Origin of the sequence: Caballeronia arationis (assembly GCF_001544975.2) — a bacterium.
In the GTDB taxonomy this organism is placed as follows: domain Bacteria; phylum Pseudomonadota; class Gammaproteobacteria; order Burkholderiales; family Burkholderiaceae; genus Caballeronia; species Caballeronia arationis.
Genome location: NZ_FCOG02000007.1, coordinates 70,914 through 87,101 on the forward strand (window position 1 = coordinate 70,914; position 16,188 = coordinate 87,101).

Below are 16,188 nucleotides of genomic sequence, written 5' to 3' on the forward strand. Positions count from 1 at the left end.
GCATCAATGCCAGGATATTCGCCGCATGCCGGTCATGTTCGTCGGCGCATGATTGCCAGGGAGACCGTTCGATGAAGCGGCCGCCACTCGCGTGCCTCGTTTCGCTTTGCCTTGCCGCGTGCGGGTTGCCCGGGCCATCTGCGCCGCAGACGATAACGCTCGACGGTGCGCCGAACGGTGTCGCGGTCCGGCAGGCGGACGGCACGATCTACGTCACCGACGATACTTCGAATGCCATCCTCGCCTCGTCCGACGGCGTCCGTTTCAGCACCCGTGCGACGATTCCGGACACCGCCGGCGAGCGCCACAGCCTGAGCCAGATCGCGACCGGCGCGGGCGGCGAACTGTTCGTCGAGCGCTTCGGGTTCGGCAAGTCGAGCGCGATCTTCCGCGTCGATGCCGCTGGCCGCGTCACGCTTGCGAGCAACACCCATCCGGAGCGCAGGCGTCTCGGCCTCGTCGTGCTGAGCGGGACGCAACTCCTTTCGAGCTGGTTCCAGAAGCAGGGCGACGAACCGGCACAAGGAGGAGTGAGCCTCGTCAGCCTCGATCCGTCGAAGAATATCGCAACCGAACGCGATCTCGTCGTCGGGCTTGGCAAGCCGGTGGGCATCGCAGTCGCGGGCGACACGCTCTACATCACCGATCAGACGAATGACCGCATCGTGAGAACGGCCTTGCGCGCGGCGTTGGCGGCTCCGTCGCTCGTGACGGCCGATGTCTTCGCACAGGTGACGGCGCCGGACCTGCTCGCCGCGTCGCCGGACGGCACGCTATACACGAAATGCGGCCAGCACGCGCTGTGCCGCTTTTCGGCGACGGGGCACTCAACCGTCGTCGCCGACGATTTCGACGAGCCGCGCGGCGTCGCCGTCGATGCCGCGAAGAAGCGGATTATCGCGGTGGACCGGGCGCGCGGGTCCGCCCGTCCGAGCCGTCTGCGCGTGCTGCCGATGGACTGAGCGCGCGCGCCAGCTTAATCCACCGCGATGATCACGCTCGACGCCTTGATGACCGCGCTGGCCGGCGTGCCGTTGGCGAGGCCGAGGCGCGTGGCGCTGTCGTTGGTGATGATGGCGGCGATCTGCAGTCCGCCTGCGGAAATCGTGACTTCGGTGTTGATCGCGCCCGTCTTGACGCTCGCGACGGTGCCGGTGAGCACGTTGCGTGCCGAAATCTTGGCGGGATCGCTGTCCACCATGACGAGCACCGACGACGCCTTGATGAGCGCCGACGCCTTCCCGCCGACCGCGAGCCCGAGCGACTTCGTGCTTTCCTGCGTGACGACCGCGACGAGCGTCGCGCCGTCGACCTTCAGCGTGATTTCGTCGTTGACCGCGCCGGACTTGATACCGGTGATTTCGCCTGAGAAATGATTGCGTGCGCTGGTTTTCATGACGTTGTTCTCCGTGGTTGTGGTTCGAATCCCGGCAACTTTACCGCATCTGCAGGCGCGGCTTTCCCCGTGACGATGCGGCTAAGATGTGACGCAGGCGCAGGCAACCATCTTGCGATACTGTCGCGAACCGAACCGGAAGATCGCGTCTGCGACTTCCTGATTCATGCGTGGCGCGCGAAGCCCGGCGCCAATCCGATAAAAACGTCAGAGGCGTGGAATGGATGGTCTCGAAGAAAAAATGACGCAATCGCTGCAATTCAGGCTCTCGCTGTGGCTCGCGGCGGCGATTCTCGCGAGCGCACTCGCCGCCGGCGTGTTTTCGTTCGCGGCGGCGTTTCACGAAGCCAACCTGATCCAGGACACCCAGTTGCACGAAGTCGCGTCGCTCGTGACGAGCCACAACGTCGACGAAATGGCACATGGCTCCGCTCGCTACGTGCCGACCCAGGAGCCGGAGGCGAAGGTGGTCGTCGAGCGCATTCCCGAGCGCGACGCCCTGCAAGGCACGTATTTCAGGCTCGCGCATTCGCTCGGCGACGGCATCCATACGGTGACGATCGGCGGTCTCGAATGGCGCGTGATCGTGAAGACGCTCGACGCCGATACGCGCATCGCTGTCGGCCAGCAGACGCGGGATCGCGACGAGATCGCGCGCAACAGCGCCGCCGCGACGCTGATTCCGTTCATCGTGCTGGTGCCGGTGCTGCTCGCCATCGTCGCGGTGCTGGTGCGGCGCACGTTCCGGCCGCTCGCGCGGCTCGCGGCCGAACTCGACAACCGCAACGCCAACGACCTGTCGCCGGTCGCGGACACGGCAGGCGTTCGTCTGCCGACCGAAATCACGCCCTTCGTCGTGGCGAACAACCGGCTGCTCGCGCGCGTCGCGCATGCCGTCGAAGTGCAGCGCCGGTTCGTTGCCGATGCCGCGCACGAACTGCGTTCGCCGCTCACGGCGCTCTCGCTCTACGCGGAGCGGCTCGAAGCGGCGGAATTGTCGGTGCCGGCGCGCGAGCGGCTCGCTACGCTGCGCCAGGCCATCGCGCGCACGCGGGCGCTCCTCGAACAGTTGCTGACCCTCGCGCGCGTGCAGGATGTCGCCGATGCGAAAGTCGGGCCGGTGCCCGTCGCGGCCGTGTTCAGGCAGATCCTCGAAGATCTGGTCCCGATCGCGCAGGCCCGCAAGCTCGACATCGGCGTGGTGGGCGACGCGGCGGCCGTCGTGGAAACGAGCGAGCCGGATCTCGCGACGATGCTGAAGAACCTCATCGACAACGCAATCCGCTACACGCCGCCGGGCGGCCGCATCGACCTGTCGGTGCGTGTCGATCAGGGCGCGACGTCGATCTTCATCGACGATACCGGCCCCGGCATTCCTGAGAGCGAACGCGAGCGCGTGTTCGACCGCTTCTATCGCGTGCTCGGCAGCGGGCAGTCGGGCTCCGGGCTCGGGCTGTCGATCGTGCAGACGATCGCGGCGCGGCTCGGCGCCAGCGTGACGCTCGGCAACGCGCCGTGGCCTTCGGGCGCGACGGGACTGCGCGTGGCGGTCGTTTTCCCGGCCACGGCGAAGCCCCGCCCGGCGCGAACGCAGCCGCTCGCGACGAGCACGTGAGACGAATCCGGCGCTTGCCTGTGGTCCGCGCGCCGGGCACGTGCAAACGCGCGCGGCGCATTTCGGGCACAGTGCAGGCAATCGACGCGTTCTTTCCCGACTAATCGCCCCGATGCGCTTCTCACTCTCCTCGCTGATGCTCGGCGCGCTGCTCTCGGCGTGCGTCGGCACGCCTGCACAGACCGCGAGCCAGCGTCCGGCCGCGATCCTCGCCAATACGCGCCCGCCGCTGCATCACGCGCGCCATACGGCGTCCGGCTACGTGAACAACTACGGCGACCTGCCGCACGAATCGTTTCTGAAGTGGCGCTGGGAACGCTGGACGCAGGGCCTGCCGAAGCCGCCCGCCAACGGCTACCGGTTTCCGGTCGACCGTCCCGATGTCGCGTGGCTCAAGGCGAACCGCAGCGCCGACACGCTCACCTGGATCGGCCACGCGAGCGCGCTCGTGCAGCTCGACGGCGTGAACGTGCTGACCGACCCGATGTTTTCGCACCGCGCGTCGCCGGTGTCGTTCGCCGGTCCCGAGCGCAAGGTGCCCGCGGCGCTATCGATTGGGGAGTTGCCGCACATCGACGTCGTGCTGATCTCGCACAACCACTACGACCACCTCGATACCGCGAGCGTGCAGGCGCTCAACGCGCAGCCGGGCGGGCCGCCGCTCTTTCTCGTGCCGCTCGGCATCAAGGCGTGGATGGCGGACGAGGGCATTACGAACGTAGAGGAACTCGACTGGGGCGACGAGACGCGCGCCGCCGGGCTCGACGTCTGGTTCGTGCCGAGCCAGCACTGGTCGGCGCGCGGCCTGACCGACCGCGCCAAGACGCTATGGGGCGGCTGGGTCGTGAAGACGCCGCAGGGCGCGGCGCGCCCCTTCTCGTTCTGCTTCGTGGGGGATACGGGTTACTCGAAGGACTTCAGCGACATCGGCGAGGCATTCGGCGGCGTGGACCTTGCGCTGATTCCGATCGGCGAATACGCGCCGCGCTGGTTCATGCACGCGCAGCACGTCGATCCCGACGAAGCGGTGCGCGTCTTCCGCGATCTGCGGGCGAAGCGCGCGATCGGCATTCACTGGGGCACGTTCGAACTCGCCGACGACCCGCTCGACGAGCCGCCGCGCCTGCTCGCCGATGCGGTCGCGAAGGCGGGTCTTGCGCCGGATGCGTTCACCGTGCTGCGGCACGGGCAGACGATCCGGCTAAGAAGCGAAGGCGCGTCTTCGCACGCGTCTGCGCCGGAACGCTGATCGCTCACCGCGACCGAAGCGCCGGGCGATCGATCGCCGCGATGCAGTCACGGCCGTTGTCCTTCGCGTTATAGAGCTGCGCATCGACGAGATTGACGAAGCCGGTCGGATCGAGGTCGTGCGACGGGACGATCGTACCCACGCCGAAGCTCGCGGTCACGACCTGCCGGTACGGCGAGCGCTCGTGCGCGATCTGCGCCTCCGCGATCAGGTTGCGGCAACGTTCCGCGACGCGCATCGCGGCGTCGGCAGGCGTGTTCGGCAGCACGAGCACGAATTCCTCGCCGCCGAAGCGCGCGAGAAAGTCGCCGCGCCGCAGACCTTCGCCCAGAATCCCGCCGACGCGCTTCAGACACTCGTCGCCCTGTACGTGGCCGTAGTAATCGTTGTACGACTTGAAGAAATCGATGTCGATCATCACGAGCGACAGCGCCGCGCCGACCGCCAGTGCCGCGTCCCATTCGCGCTTCAGCACGATGTCGAACATGCGACGGTTGCCGGTTCCAGTCAGACCGTCCTTGAACGACAGCTCTTCCAGTTCCCGCTGCAGCCGCGCGACTTTTTCCTCGGTGCGCTTGCGCTCGCTGATGTCGAACATGAAACCCACGAGCGCCTTTACCGCGCCGTGCTCGTCGCGCACCACGTGCACGACGTCGCGCAGCCACACATAGTCGCCGCTGCTTGTCAGTGCGCGATAGTCGGCTTCGTGGTCCACGCCCGCCGTCGACTGCGACACGCAGAATTCGACGACTTGCGCGCGGTCGTCCGGATGCATGCGCTCGGCCCAGTCCTGCACGGTCTTCCAGGTCGACGGCGCCCAGCCGAGCAGCGCTTCGATCTGCGGGCCGATGTACTCGAACTCCATCGTGTGCCAGTCGATCTTCCACGGAATGGCGCGCGTGGATTCGAGCAGCGTCCTGTAGACCGCGGCACCGTGCTCCATGTCGGAGCGGGCGCTCAACGCCTCATCGTGACGGAGGAATTGCGCGCCGAGCACGGCGTCGCTGACTGCGTTGTCGTTCATGAACCGGCCTTTGCTGTGAGTTCTCCCCGACGTTTACGGCAGCGCGCCGGAAAGCTTGAGCAAAGGCCAGTATCGAGGCAACCCCGCGGCGCAACCTCGCCTCAGTTCGACACGTTCGCAACCAGCACCGCCTTGTCGCGATACAGGTCCGGGAACATCTGCTTCAGATAGTCGATCTTCGGCAGGTCGTTGATCGCGATGTAGCCACTGTCCGGATGCAGCGTCAGGTAGTTCTGGTGATAGTTCTCGGCGGGATAGAAGCCCTTGAAGTCCTCGACGCGCGTGACGATCTTGCCGTGAAACGCGTGCGATGCATCGAGCTGCGCGATGTACGCGTTTGCGACGGTGCGCTGCTCCGCGTTGAGCGGAAACACGGCCGAGCGGTACTGCGTGCCGTGATCGGGCCCCTGGTAGTTCAGTTCGGTCGGATTGTGCGCGACCGAGAAGAACACCTGCAGCAGCCGCCCGTAGCTGATCTGGGCGGGATCGTAGGTGACCTGCACGGACTCGGCATGGCCCGTATCGCCTTCGCTCACGACTTCGTAGTGCGCCGTATTCGCCGCGCCGCCCGAATAGCCGGATACCACCTGCTTCACGCCGCGCACGTGCTGGAACACGCCCTGCACGCCCCAGAAGCAGCCGCCCGCGAACACGGCGGTGGCCGTGTGGGTCGCGCTGACGCGCTCGTCCTGCGCGGGCGGGGCGATTTTCGTCGCCTCTTCGGTCGAATTGGCGACGCGCTGCAGCGCGAACACGCTGACGACGAGCATCGCTGCGCCCGCTGCCTTGAACCACGGTTTGCGAGCCTGAAATTGAGTCGACATTGCCACTCCTTCAAATTTGACGGGTTGTGCCGGTTCGCCTGGCGAAAGCGGATCAGCCGAACGTGAAGGCGTAAGCCGCGACGCCCGCGTCCAGAAATTCGATGCTGAAAGTATGATCCTCGATCGGGCCCGACTGGCGCACGAGCTGATAAAGGCGTTCTTCGGTGACCGTGCCGCTGCCGTCGGCGGCGACGTCGGTGCCGTGCGCGTCGCCGGGGGCTGCGCCGTCGATACTCACGCGAAAGCGCACCGGCTTGCCGTCCGGCGACGGCCCGAGCACGAGATGCAGGTCGCGCGCGTGAAAGCGATAGACGATGCGGCCCGCATTCGTGGCAAGCGTCGCGCGCTCGCCGCCGACGCGCCACGCGCCGGCGAGCCCCCAGTCGTTGACCGCAAGCTGCGCGGGGGCGGCGTAGTCGTGCACGCGGTCGCGCGCCTCGCCGCCGGGCGACGCGAAATGCTCGGCGCGCTCGTAGCCGAGATAGGTTTCGGGCGAGCGCACGTCGGCCATGTCGGCGGCGGCCTGCACGCCTTGCGCGTTTTGCGCGCCGTCATTCATCAGACCGGTGGCGACTTTCGCGACTCCGCCGTGGCCCGCTTCGGCAAGCAGCTGCTGGATCACCTTCTCCGATTCCGCGTAGTTGCCCTCGCCGAAATGGTGATAGCGGATCTGCCCCTGTGCATCGACGAAGTAGTGCGCCGGCCAGTACTGGTTGTCGAGCGCGCGCCAGATCGCGAAGTTGTTGTCGATCGCAACCGGATAGTCGATGCCGAGATCGCGCGTCGCCTTCTTCACGTTGTCGATATTGCGCTCGAACGCGAATTCAGGCGCGTGCACGCCGATCACGACGAGCCCCTGATCGCGGTATTTCTGCGCCCACGCCTTCACGTACGGCAGCGTGCGCAGGCAGTTGATGCAGGAATAGGTCCAGACGTCGACGAGCACGACCTTGCCGCGCAGCGCTTCGGCCGTCAGCGGCGGCGAGTTGATCCACTCCACGGCGCCTGATAGCGACGGCAGCTTGCCTTCGACCGGCAGCGCCGGTTCCGCGGCGGTGCTCGCGCGCATCATGCCTTGCGTCGCAGGCGTTTCATGCGTCGCGGAGGAGTCGGCGGCCGGGGCAGCCGGCGCGCCTGCCGTCTGCGCGGGCTTCATCCGTGAGCCGCCGCCGAAGCGGTCGACGAGTTGCTGCTCGATGCCGCTCGTCGCCACGGTCGAGACGCGGGCGAGCACGCCGGTGTCGAAGCCGAGGGCAATCGCCACGACGCCCGCGAGCATCGCCGCGCCGATGCCGCGCCGGACCCATTCGCCCGCGCCGAGCGAGCGCTTCATCGCCGTGAACACCCGGCCGCCGATCAGGAGCGCGACCGCGAGCGAGGTCGCCGCGCCCGCCGCGTAGGCGACGAGCAGGAGCGTCGTGCCCGCGCTAGCGCCGCGCAGCGCGGCGCCGGTCAGCACGAGGCCGAGAATCGGGCCGGCGCAGGGCGCCCACAGCAGCCCGGTCGCGATGCCGAGCAGGAACGAAGACCCGAACGACGACATGAATGACGACTCGCCGCCCGCTGCCGTACCGTCGCGCTGCGCGAAATTCGACAGCCGGTTGCCCGCGTTCACGAGCGGGCGCATCAGGCGCTCGGCGAAATCCGGCAGCAAGAGCGTCAGGCCGAACACGGCGAGCAGCGCGATGGCGACCCAGCGCCCGTACTGGTTCGCCTGCGTGACCCAGCCGCCGCCGACGGCGGCGAGCGTCGCGACGAGCGCGAACGTAAGCGACATGCCCGCGAGCAGCGGCAGGCCGTTGCGCACGAAAGGCTTGTCGGCGCGGGCGAACACGAACGGCAGCACCGGCAGGATGCAGGGGCTGAGAATCGTGAGCGCGCCGCCCAGATAGGCAAGGACGATGAGTAACATGTTCGTGTGGAGGTTCAGTCTGAGGAATGGCAGCGCGTCAGGCGGCGCCGGGCGTGAAATTCATCGCGACGCCGTTCATGCAGTAGCGCAGGCCGGTCGGCTTCGGGCCGTCGTCGAAGACGTGGCCGAGATGGCCGCCGCAACGGCTGCAATGCACTTCGGTGCGCACGGTGCCGAACGAGAAGTCCGAGCGCGTCGCGACGGCCTTGTCGAGCGGCGCCCAGAAGCTCGGCCAGCCGGTATGGCTGTCGAATTTCGTGCGCGACGAAAACAGGTCGAGCCGGCAGCCGGCGCAGGAAAAGCGCCCCGCGCGATGCTCGTCGTTGAGCGGACTCGTGTACGGGCGTTCGGTGCCTTCGTGACGCAGCACGTCGTACTGGGCGGTGTTCAGGAGCCGTCGCCATTCGTCGTCGGTGTGGACGACGTCGAAGGCCTCGCGCGGCCGGGCCGCCTCCGTCCCGCGCACCGCCGCCGCGGCGAGCGCCGCGGCCGCTGCGCCGGCGGTGAGCAGAAAGCGCCTTCGTGTGTTCATGATGTGCTCCTCGATCCATTTCGTGTAGACGCATGATCGGGCGCGCACGGTGTCGAAGTCCTCACGAAAAGTTAAATTAATCGTGATACCTGGCGGCGCGGATTTTTTGCACAATGACGGGGCAGCCACGGTGCCCGTCCGGACCACGGCCGCTTTCGAACCGAAGGGAAACCGGCATCGCATGGAACAACCGAAGCGCATCTTGATCGTCGAGGACGACGTCCACATCGCCGATGTCCTCAGCCTGCACCTGCGCGACGAGCGCTACGAAGTCGTGCATTCCGCCGACGGCGCGGAAGGCCTGCGCCTGCTCGAACAGGGCGGCTGGGACGCGCTGATCCTCGACCTGATGCTGCCGGGCGTCGACGGCCTCGAAATCTGCCGCCGCGCCCGCGCGATGACCCGCTATACGCCGATCATCATCACGAGCGCGCGCTCGAGCGAGGTGCATCGCATCCTCGGTCTCGAACTCGGCGCCGACGACTATCTGGCGAAGCCGTTTTCCGTGCTCGAACTGGTCGCGCGGGTAAAGGCGCTCTTGCGCCGCGTCGACGCGGTCGCGAAGGACCAGCGGCTCGATGCCGGGCAGCTCGACGTGGCCGGCATTTCCATCGATCCGATCGCGCGGGAGGCGTCGGTGGACGGGCAGCGCATCGAGCTGACGCCGCGCGAGTTCGACCTGCTGTATCACTTCGCGCGGCATCCGGGCAAAGTGTTCTCGCGCATGGACCTGCTCAACGCGGTGTGGGGTTACAGCCACGAAGGCTACGAACACACCGTCAATACCCATATCAACCGGCTGCGCGCGAAGGTCGAGGCGGACGCGTCGGAGCCGCGCCGCATTCTCACGGTCTGGGGCCACGGCTACAAGCTCGCAGCCGACGCAACACCCGGAGAGGCGCCGTGAGACTCACGCCGAAACTCACCCTGACGCAGCGGCTCGCGGCCGTCTTCTGCGTCTTGCTGCTCGCTTGCTGCGGGGCGTCCGCGTGGCTGCAGATCCGCGCGAGCGACCTGCGCGAGAAGGAAGTCGTCCAGAGCCTTTCGCGGGGGCTTGCGGGGCACATCGCGCGCGATGCCGCGCTGATGGACACGAACGGCCTCAATCCCGACGCCGTGCGCAAGCTGTTCATGCAACTGATGGTGGTGAACCCGAGCGTCGAGGTCTATCTGCTCGACAAGGACGGAAACATCAAGGCGCACGACGCACCGCCGGGTCACCTGAGGCGCGACCACGTCGATCTCGCGCCCGTGCAGCGCTTCATCGCGGGCGACGCGCTGCCGATTCTCGGCGACGATCCGCGCGGCATGGACAGTCACAAGGTGTTCAGCGCGGCGCCGCTCGTGTCGACCGGGCGCGCGCCGGCGGGCTACATCTACGTCGTGCTGCTCGGCGAGGAGCACGACGAGCTGGCGGCGCGCGTATCGGCGAGCGGCGTGCTGCGCACGACGCTCGCGTCGATGGCACTCGTCACGCTGCTTGCGCTGGTCGCGGGGCTGGTCGCCTTCGGCCTCATCACGCGCCCGCTGCGCCGCCTGACCGACGCGATGCGCCGCTTCGACGCGAACGGCGCGCCCGACGACCAGCCGAGCGTGCCGCGCTCGCCCTACGCGAGCAAGGACGACGAGATCGTCGTGCTGGAGACGGCGTTCGAGCAGATGGCGAGACGCATCGGCGAACAATGGCGCGCGCTGACGCGGCAGGATCGCGAGCGGCGCGAACTCGTCGCGAATATTTCGCATGATCTGCGCACGCCGCTGTCGTCGCTGCACGGCTATCTGGAAACGCTTTCGCTCAAGGCCGACGCGCTCGGCGACACGGACCGCCGCCGCTATCTCGCGATCGCGCTCGCGCAGAGCGCGAAGGTCGGCCGGCTCGCGCAGGCGCTCTTCGAACTCGCGCGGCTGGAGCACGGCATGGTCGCGCCCGAGCGCGAGGCGTTCTCGCTCGCGGACCTGTTGCAGGACGTCTTCGAGAAGTTCGAACTGGCTGCCGAGTCGCGCGGAGTCGAACTGCGGGCGAGCATTCCGCCGCGCCTCGCGTCCGTCGTCGCCGATGTCGCAATGATCGAGCGCGTGCTCACCAACCTGCTCGACAATGCGATTCGCCATACGCCGCCCGGAGGTGAAATCGAGGTGGCACTCGCGAACGTCGACGGCAAGGTTTCGGTGACGGTCAGCGATACCGGCCCCGGCATTCCCGGCGCGCTGCGCGAGGCGCTTTTTCAGCGGCCGTTCAGCTCGGGCGGAGCGCAGCGCGGCGGCGGGCTCGGGCTTTTGATCGTGCAGCGCATGCTGCAATTGCATGAGAGTCAGATTCGGCTCGTCGATCGGGACGGCCGGGGAACGACGTTCCAGTTCGAACTGGCCGCCGCCGATGTGATGCCCGGCGTGCGGCATGCGGAGTGAGCCGGCGCTGGGTCTTCAACAACCCGCCTTCGGGCGCGGCGAAAAAAAGAGCGCTACAGGTCAGGCCTGCAGCGCTCAAATGGCAATCGGACGTCAGTTTCGCGCTTGCCGAGGAGATGCGTTGGAACGCGCGAACGCGTCGTCTTTTTCATTGGTTTTCTCTACGTTGGTGTCGCGTCGACATCCGGTCGGACGCGAGCCAGGATTCGGCGTGATCGCCACGAGGATCGCCGCGCGGCGATGCCTCACTTCTTTGCGGCGCGCGATGCGCACCGTTATGTTTGCGTAAATATAACGAACAGTTACAGTCCAGTAAACTCGATAATCACGCTTCGTGGCGCATTCGACACACCGTTGCACGAATCCCGCTCATACGCCTTCGTGTATCCTCTCGGGCATGGTCACGCCCCTTAAGACAAAACAGGCCGCCCGCATTCGTCCCGAAGTGCGCTTTCGCATGCGCATCCGCGTAGGCGAAACCGTCGCGCTCGGACCCGGCAAGGTCGCGCTGCTGGAAGCCGTGCACGAGCACGGCTCGATCTCGGCTGCTGCGCGCAGCCTCGGCATGTCATACCGGCGCGCCTGGCTTCTGATCGATGAACTGAACCGCTCGCTCAAGGAGCCGGCCACTGTCTCCGAGCAAGGCGGCCAGAGCGGCGGAGGGTGCGTGCTGACGCCGGTCGGCGAGAATATCGTCCGGTTGTATCGCGAGGTCGAGACGCAGGCGGAAGCCGCCTGCGCCACGCAGATCGCGGCGCTGACGAAGCTGATCCGGTAGAAGCTCGCCGCGCCCGCGGCTTAGCCGTGCCGCAGACAGAACGCCGATCCGGGCGGCGTGCCCGCGCGCACCGGCTCGCCGGGCGCGAGACGCGCCATCAATTCGACGAAGCTTGCGACGCTCGCCGTCCGTATCGGGTAATAACGCACCTGATGACGGTCGCAGACGCGCTTCACCATGTTCATCGAGTCGTGATCGATGCAATCGACCGGGAACACCACGAGGTCCGCTCCGGGTAGCGCGGCGGCCAGCAGACCTTTGCGGTCTTCGAGGCCGCCGTCGTGCACGACGAACTCGCCGCCCGCCGATTCCACGAGCGCCTTGAGCGCCGCATTCGAACCCGGCCGGCCGCCGACGTAGACGATCCGTCTGCCGCCGATCCACGCATAGCCGCTGCGGCGCGTGCCGGGGCGGTCCGCTTGCGGCGTCATCGCGCGTTCGAGCGCATGGCACTCGGCCTGCATGACCTTGAGGAGGGACTGCGCCTCGTCGAGACACGCGCGCAATGCCCGCGCGCTTTCCTGTTCGAGGACGGCGCGCGCTTCGGCCGCTTCGCAGCGGCTCGCATGGAGCGCGAGCCGGCGCTCGCAGTCTTCCAGGTTTTCTCTCAGGTGAAGCACTTCGGATCCGGCGTCGACGGCGTGCGCGTGCGAAGCCGCCCGCGCGACCTGTTCGGCCAGTTCGCGCAGCGCGCCGTCGCGTTCTGCGGCCATGTCCTGCAGGCGGCCCTGCTGGCGCTCGACTTTGTCCTTCAGCGCCGCGTTCTCCTTTTCAAGCGCGACGAGCCGCCGGATGTCTGCGCGATTCGCCGCGCCCACGAGATGCGACAGCATGTGCAACTCGCCGAACGCGGTCTGCCGCACTTCTATCGTCGACTGCGGATGCGTCATCAGCGCCCAGTAAGCGGGCGGGATGTCACCGTTCCTGCACGCTTCTTCCCAAAGCGCGAGCACGGCCTGCGGATCGCGGGCCGTCTCGAAGCGCCGGATCGCGCCGGCGTAGCGTTCGTCGAGCGCCTTGTGCAGCGCCTTGCTGCCGGGACCGTCGGCGATGGCCAGCTCAACCGCCGTGTGATGGATCTCGAGATCGCTCGCGCGCTGGCGATCGATCTCGGCGAACTTCGGCACGAGCTTGCGCAGTTCGTTCGTGCTGAGGCACGTGCCGATGACCGAGCAATGCAGATGCGAGTCCAGTTCCGCGAGGCGCACGCGCCGCCGCAACAGTCGAAGCGCCGGCTGCGCGGGCTGGCAGCATGCGTCGGCGGAACGTATACGCAGCGGATCGCGGCTGTCGGCGATGCTCACGCCGGGCGAGCGGGCAAGGCGAAACGGCGGAGTTTCCATTTTGACCTCGTGTCCGGACTAGTCCGGGTAGGCGCTGGCGAGCGCGGAGCGCGAATGGGCCTTGAGCACATGATCGACACACAGCCCGACGAAGACCGCATCCAGCCGTTCGAGCATCGCTGCGGCCGCGCGCAGCGCCGCCGCATCGTGGCTGAAGGCGCTCGAAAACACGACGTTGCGGCGCGCTTCGGCGCTGCGTGCCTCGTCGATCGCTTCGGTCAATTCGACGATGCGTCCAAAGCTGACCGCTTTCGCGTGCCGGGCGAGCAGCGTCAGCAGATCGTCGAACGAAGCGGACGCGAGCGCCTCGCCCGGACGCACATCGGCGAGCGCATCGGCCAGCATCAGCAGAAAGCGGCGCACGCTGTCCTGCAGACGCCCGTACGCATCGACGACCGCGCGGATCAGTTCGGCCCGCTCGTGATCCGGCGTGGTTTTGAGGGGCACGATCGTCGCGGTGTAATCGCGCTCGCTCGTGCCGATGCCCGTCCGGCGCTCCGGCACTCTCGTTTGATTGCGCATCGGCATACGCTTTTCCAGCATCCCAGTCGCTATTTTGTCCTTGCGTAATATACGACAGAATATAACGGATGCCAACGCCGGCGATATTGCGCCGTGCGTCTAACCTGTGTGTTTCATTGCGCGGCGTGGGCTAGAAAAGTTCCTGCTGCCCCGTCATCAGCGTGGCGAAGTCGTCGCGCAGGAACGGCAGGATCGCATCGGCGACCGGCTGAAGCTGACGCGTCAGGTAGTGGCCATAATCGACCGGCGAGCGCTGCGTCTCCACGGGCTCCGGTCCCGCGACCGTCATCACGTAGCTGACCCAGCCGCCGTTCTGGTATTGCAGCGGACGGTTTTGCCGGCGATTGAATTCGTCGGCGATGCGCGCCGCGCGCACGTGCGGCGGCACGTTGCGCTGATAGTCGGACAGGCGCCGCCGAAGCTGCTTGCGATAGACGAGCAGCGCATCGAGTTCGCCGCTCAACGTGCGCTCGACGTAGTCGCGCACGAACTCCTGATACGGCGCGCCCTTGAAGATGCGCAGATAAAGCTGCTGCTGGAACTGTTGCGCGAGCGGCGTCCAGTCGGTGCGGACCGATTCGAGGCCCTTGAACACCATCTCGTCGGCGCCGCGCGCATCGACGGTCAGGCCCGCATAGCGCTTCTTGCTGCCCTGCTCGGCGCCGCGGATCGTCGGCATCAAAAAGCGCCGGTAATGCGTGTCGACTTCGAGTTCCAGCGCGCTTTCCAGACCGAACTGCTCCCGCAGATGCGCGTGCCACCAGCCGTTGACCCTCTCGACCAGTTCGCCGCCGATGCGCTGCGCCTCGTCCTCCGAGCGCGCGTGCTTCAGCCACACGAAGGTGGAATCGGTGTCGCCATAGATGACCTGCAAGCCCGCGTCTTCGATCAGTTCGCGCGTGCGGTGCATGATCTCGTGCCCGCGCATCGTGATCGACGAAGCGAGCCGCGGATCGAAGAAGCGGCAGCCGCTCGACCCGAGCACGCCGTAGAACGAATTCATGATGATCTTGAGCGCCTGCGACAGCGGCTTGTTCTGCTGGCGTTTCGCGGTGTCGCGGCCTTCCCAAACCTGTCCGACGATCGCCGGCAGGCTGTGCTTGCTGCGCGAAAAACGCGCGCCGAGAAAGCCGGGTACCGAATCGCGGTCGTCGGGATGGCGCAGGCCTTCGACCAGTCCGACCGGATCGATCAGGAACGTGCGGATGATCGACGGATAGAGGCTCTTGTAGTCGAGCACGAGCACGGAATCGTAGAGGCCGGGCTTCGAATCCATCACGAAGCCGCCGGGACTCGATTCGAGCTGCACGTCGCCCAGATTCGGCGCGACGAAGCCGACGCGATGCATGCGCGGCATGTACAGGTGCGTAAACGCCGCGACGGATCCGCCGCTGCGGTCCGCCGCGAGCCCCGTGACCGTCGCGCGTTCGAGCAGGAAGGTGAGCAGTTCGGTTTTCGCGAAGACCTTCGTGACGAGTTCGCAGTCGTTCAGGTTGTAGCGGGCGAGCGCGGGCTTGTCCTCGGCGAAGCGGCGGTTGATCTCGTCCATGCGCTGATACGGGCTCTCGATCGACTTGCCCTCGCCCAACAGCGCCTGCGCGACGAATTCGAGGCTGAACGACGGAAAAGTCCACGTCGCGGACTTGAGCGCCTCGATGCCATCGATGACGAGCCTCCCCGCCACCGACGTGAAGTAGTGATTCTGCTTGAGCCCGTGCTCGCGCCACTCGACGAGACTGCCGTCGCGCCCGAGCCGCAGCGCGACACCGTGGCGGTCCGCTTCCTTCTGCAGCACGCGCAGGTCGAACTGCACGACGTTCCAGCCGATGATCGCATCGGGATCGTGCCGCTTCATCCATTCGATGAACCGTTCGAGCAGTTGCGCGCGGCTCTCGCAGTAGTCGAGATCGAAATCGCGAGGCCCGTCGACGCCGTTCGCCGGGCCGAGCATGTACACCTGACGCGCGCCGCAGCCTTCGAGCGCGATCGAATAGAGGTCGCCGTGCTCGCTCGTTTCGATGTCGAGCGAGACCACCTTCAGGCGCGGACGATACTCCGGCGCAGCTCGCAGTTCGCTCGCCAGCCGCGGGCCGTCGCCATTGGACTCGCCGCTGAACCACACCGGCGCGGTAATGAAGCGCTCCATGAGATAGCGTTCGGGCGGGCGGATGTCCGCCTCGTAGACCTGCACGCCGCCATCCTTGAGCGCCTTGTCGAGCGCGGCCAGTTGCCGGTACTGCTGGCAGTAGAGCCCGAGCACCGGGCGATGCTGGAAGTCGAAAAGCGGCAGCGGCCGCAACTCGACGCCGCGCGCGCCGCCGATGATCGCCTCCGCGCGCTCGCGCTGCTCCGCCGGAACAAACGCGACCGACGGCTGCGGCGCGAGGCGGATGCGTCGCGGGCCGTCGTCGGTGGCGAGCCAGAACTCGACCTCCGTCCCGGCCGACGTGTCGCGCCAGTGACGGGTCAGAAGAAAACCCTGTTGTGCCTGCCGTTCCTGAGGTGCCTGAGTCAAGCCGATGCCTTCGAAAGCCTGTGCGGTCGCACCATTTTACTTTCGATGGCCGAACGCCTCGTGCGGCGC

The 16,188-nt window shown here is 66.9% G+C and carries 14 protein-coding genes; 6 read left to right on the forward strand and 8 right to left on the reverse strand.

The window, feature by feature from the left end:
• The first annotated feature begins 71 nt into the window (after nt 1–71).
• Nucleotides 72–962 (forward strand): NHL repeat-containing protein, encoded by an 891-nt coding sequence (locus tag AWB81_RS06140; protein ID WP_062633262.1) that lies wholly within the window; start codon nt 72–74, stop codon nt 960–962.
• Between the two features lie 14 nt (nt 963–976).
• Here AWB81_RS06140 and AWB81_RS06145 read toward each other — a convergent pair whose 3' ends face one another.
• Nucleotides 977–1,396, reverse strand: coding sequence for a TOBE domain-containing protein (locus AWB81_RS06145; protein WP_062633264.1), 420 nt, complete (start codon nt 1,394–1,396; stop codon nt 977–979).
• Between the two features lie 241 nt (nt 1,397–1,637).
• Between AWB81_RS06145 and AWB81_RS06150 the strand changes: the two genes are divergently transcribed.
• On the forward strand, nt 1,638–3,011 hold the full coding sequence (locus AWB81_RS06150) for an ATP-binding protein (RefSeq protein ID WP_235025727.1): 1,374 nt from the start codon (nt 1,638–1,640) through the stop codon (nt 3,009–3,011).
• Nucleotides 3,012–3,123: 112 nt separating this feature from the next.
• Nucleotides 3,124–4,260, forward strand: a complete 1,137-nt coding sequence (locus tag AWB81_RS06155; protein ID WP_062633269.1) for an MBL fold metallo-hydrolase — start codon at nt 3,124–3,126, stop codon at nt 4,258–4,260.
• Between the two features lie 4 nt (nt 4,261–4,264).
• On the opposite strand, the gene AWB81_RS06160 is transcribed toward AWB81_RS06155, so the two are convergent.
• From AWB81_RS06160 to msrB, 4 genes are all read right to left on the reverse strand, one after another.
• The gene (locus AWB81_RS06160; RefSeq protein WP_062633271.1) at nt 4,265–5,284 is read right to left on the reverse strand and encodes a sensor domain-containing diguanylate cyclase; all 1,020 of its coding nucleotides are present in this window, start codon (nt 5,282–5,284) and stop codon (nt 4,265–4,267) included.
• Between the two features lie 101 nt (nt 5,285–5,385).
• Nucleotides 5,386–6,054 carry a peptide-methionine (S)-S-oxide reductase MsrA gene (gene msrA / locus AWB81_RS06165; RefSeq protein ID WP_087134835.1) on the reverse strand — a complete coding sequence of 223 codons (669 nt, stop codon included), beginning with the start codon at nt 6,052–6,054 and terminating at the stop codon, nt 5,386–5,388.
• A 106-nt stretch (nt 6,055–6,160) separates the two neighbouring features.
• Nucleotides 6,161–8,020, reverse strand: a complete 1,860-nt coding sequence (locus AWB81_RS06170; RefSeq protein ID WP_062633276.1) for a cytochrome c biogenesis protein DipZ — start codon at nt 8,018–8,020, stop codon at nt 6,161–6,163.
• A gap of 37 nt (nt 8,021–8,057) precedes the next feature.
• Nucleotides 8,058–8,552 carry a peptide-methionine (R)-S-oxide reductase MsrB gene (gene msrB / locus AWB81_RS06175; protein ID WP_062633278.1) on the reverse strand — a complete coding sequence of 165 codons (495 nt, stop codon included), beginning with the start codon at nt 8,550–8,552 and terminating at the stop codon, nt 8,058–8,060.
• Between the two features lie 181 nt (nt 8,553–8,733).
• On the opposite strand from msrB, the gene AWB81_RS06180 reads away from it, so the two are divergent.
• The 3 genes from AWB81_RS06180 (at nt 8,734) to AWB81_RS06195 (ending at nt 11,739) form a co-directional block, all read left to right on the forward strand.
• Entirely contained in the window at nt 8,734–9,459 is a 726-nt protein-coding gene (locus tag AWB81_RS06180) for a response regulator transcription factor (RefSeq protein WP_062633279.1), read from the forward strand.
• Nucleotides 9,456–10,961 (forward strand): sensor histidine kinase, encoded by a 1,506-nt coding sequence (locus AWB81_RS06185; RefSeq protein ID WP_062633281.1) that lies wholly within the window; start codon nt 9,456–9,458, stop codon nt 10,959–10,961. Before AWB81_RS06180 ends, AWB81_RS06185 begins: the two co-directional genes overlap by 4 nt.
• Before the next feature lie 397 nt (nt 10,962–11,358).
• Nucleotides 11,359–11,739, forward strand: a complete 381-nt coding sequence (locus AWB81_RS06195; RefSeq protein WP_062633286.1) for a winged helix-turn-helix domain-containing protein — start codon at nt 11,359–11,361, stop codon at nt 11,737–11,739.
• A 20-nt stretch (nt 11,740–11,759) separates the two neighbouring features.
• On the opposite strand, the gene AWB81_RS06200 is transcribed toward AWB81_RS06195, so the two are convergent.
• The 3 genes from AWB81_RS06200 to AWB81_RS06210 form a co-directional block, all read right to left on the reverse strand.
• Nucleotides 11,760–13,082: a DUF2325 domain-containing protein gene (locus AWB81_RS06200; RefSeq protein ID WP_062633288.1), complete on the reverse strand. Its 1,323-nt coding sequence runs from the start codon at nt 13,080–13,082 to the stop codon at nt 11,760–11,762.
• 18 nt (nt 13,083–13,100) lie between these two features.
• The gene (locus AWB81_RS06205) at nt 13,101–13,604 is read right to left on the reverse strand and encodes a hypothetical protein (RefSeq protein ID WP_143753554.1); all 504 of its coding nucleotides are present in this window, start codon (nt 13,602–13,604) and stop codon (nt 13,101–13,103) included.
• 130 nt (nt 13,605–13,734) lie between these two features.
• Nucleotides 13,735–16,119 (reverse strand): DNA polymerase II, encoded by a 2,385-nt coding sequence (locus tag AWB81_RS06210; RefSeq protein ID WP_062633291.1) that lies wholly within the window; start codon nt 16,117–16,119, stop codon nt 13,735–13,737.
• Nucleotides 16,120–16,188: the final 69 nt, after the last annotated feature.

What these genes read in the sequence shown, in the direction of transcription:
- AWB81_RS06140 (WP_062633262.1), top strand. Translation starts at nt 72, where the DNA reads ATGAAGCGGCCGCCACTCGCGTGCCTCGTTTCGCTTTGCCTTGCCGCG.
- AWB81_RS06145 (WP_062633264.1), bottom strand. Translation starts at nt 1,396, where the DNA reads ATGAAAACCAGCGCACGCAATCATTTCTCAGGCGAAATCACCGGTATC.
- AWB81_RS06150 (WP_235025727.1), top strand. Translation starts at nt 1,638, where the DNA reads ATGACGCAATCGCTGCAATTCAGGCTCTCGCTGTGGCTCGCGGCGGCG.
- AWB81_RS06155 (WP_062633269.1), top strand. Translation starts at nt 3,124, where the DNA reads ATGCGCTTCTCACTCTCCTCGCTGATGCTCGGCGCGCTGCTCTCGGCG.
- AWB81_RS06160 (WP_062633271.1), bottom strand. Translation starts at nt 5,284, where the DNA reads ATGAACGACAACGCAGTCAGCGACGCCGTGCTCGGCGCGCAATTCCTC.
- msrA (WP_087134835.1), bottom strand. Translation starts at nt 6,054, where the DNA reads ATGCTCGTCGTCAGCGTGTTCGCGCTGCAGCGCGTCGCCAATTCGACC.
- AWB81_RS06170 (WP_062633276.1), bottom strand. Translation starts at nt 8,020, where the DNA reads ATGTTACTCATCGTCCTTGCCTATCTGGGCGGCGCGCTCACGATTCTC.
- msrB (WP_062633278.1), bottom strand. Translation starts at nt 8,552, where the DNA reads ATGAACACACGAAGGCGCTTTCTGCTCACCGCCGGCGCAGCGGCCGCG.
- AWB81_RS06180 (WP_062633279.1), top strand. Translation starts at nt 8,734, where the DNA reads ATGGAACAACCGAAGCGCATCTTGATCGTCGAGGACGACGTCCACATC.
- AWB81_RS06195 (WP_062633286.1), top strand. Translation starts at nt 11,359, where the DNA reads ATGGTCACGCCCCTTAAGACAAAACAGGCCGCCCGCATTCGTCCCGAA.
- AWB81_RS06200 (WP_062633288.1), bottom strand. Translation starts at nt 13,082, where the DNA reads ATGGAAACTCCGCCGTTTCGCCTTGCCCGCTCGCCCGGCGTGAGCATC.
- AWB81_RS06205 (WP_143753554.1), bottom strand. Translation starts at nt 13,604, where the DNA reads ATGCGCAATCAAACGAGAGTGCCGGAGCGCCGGACGGGCATCGGCACG.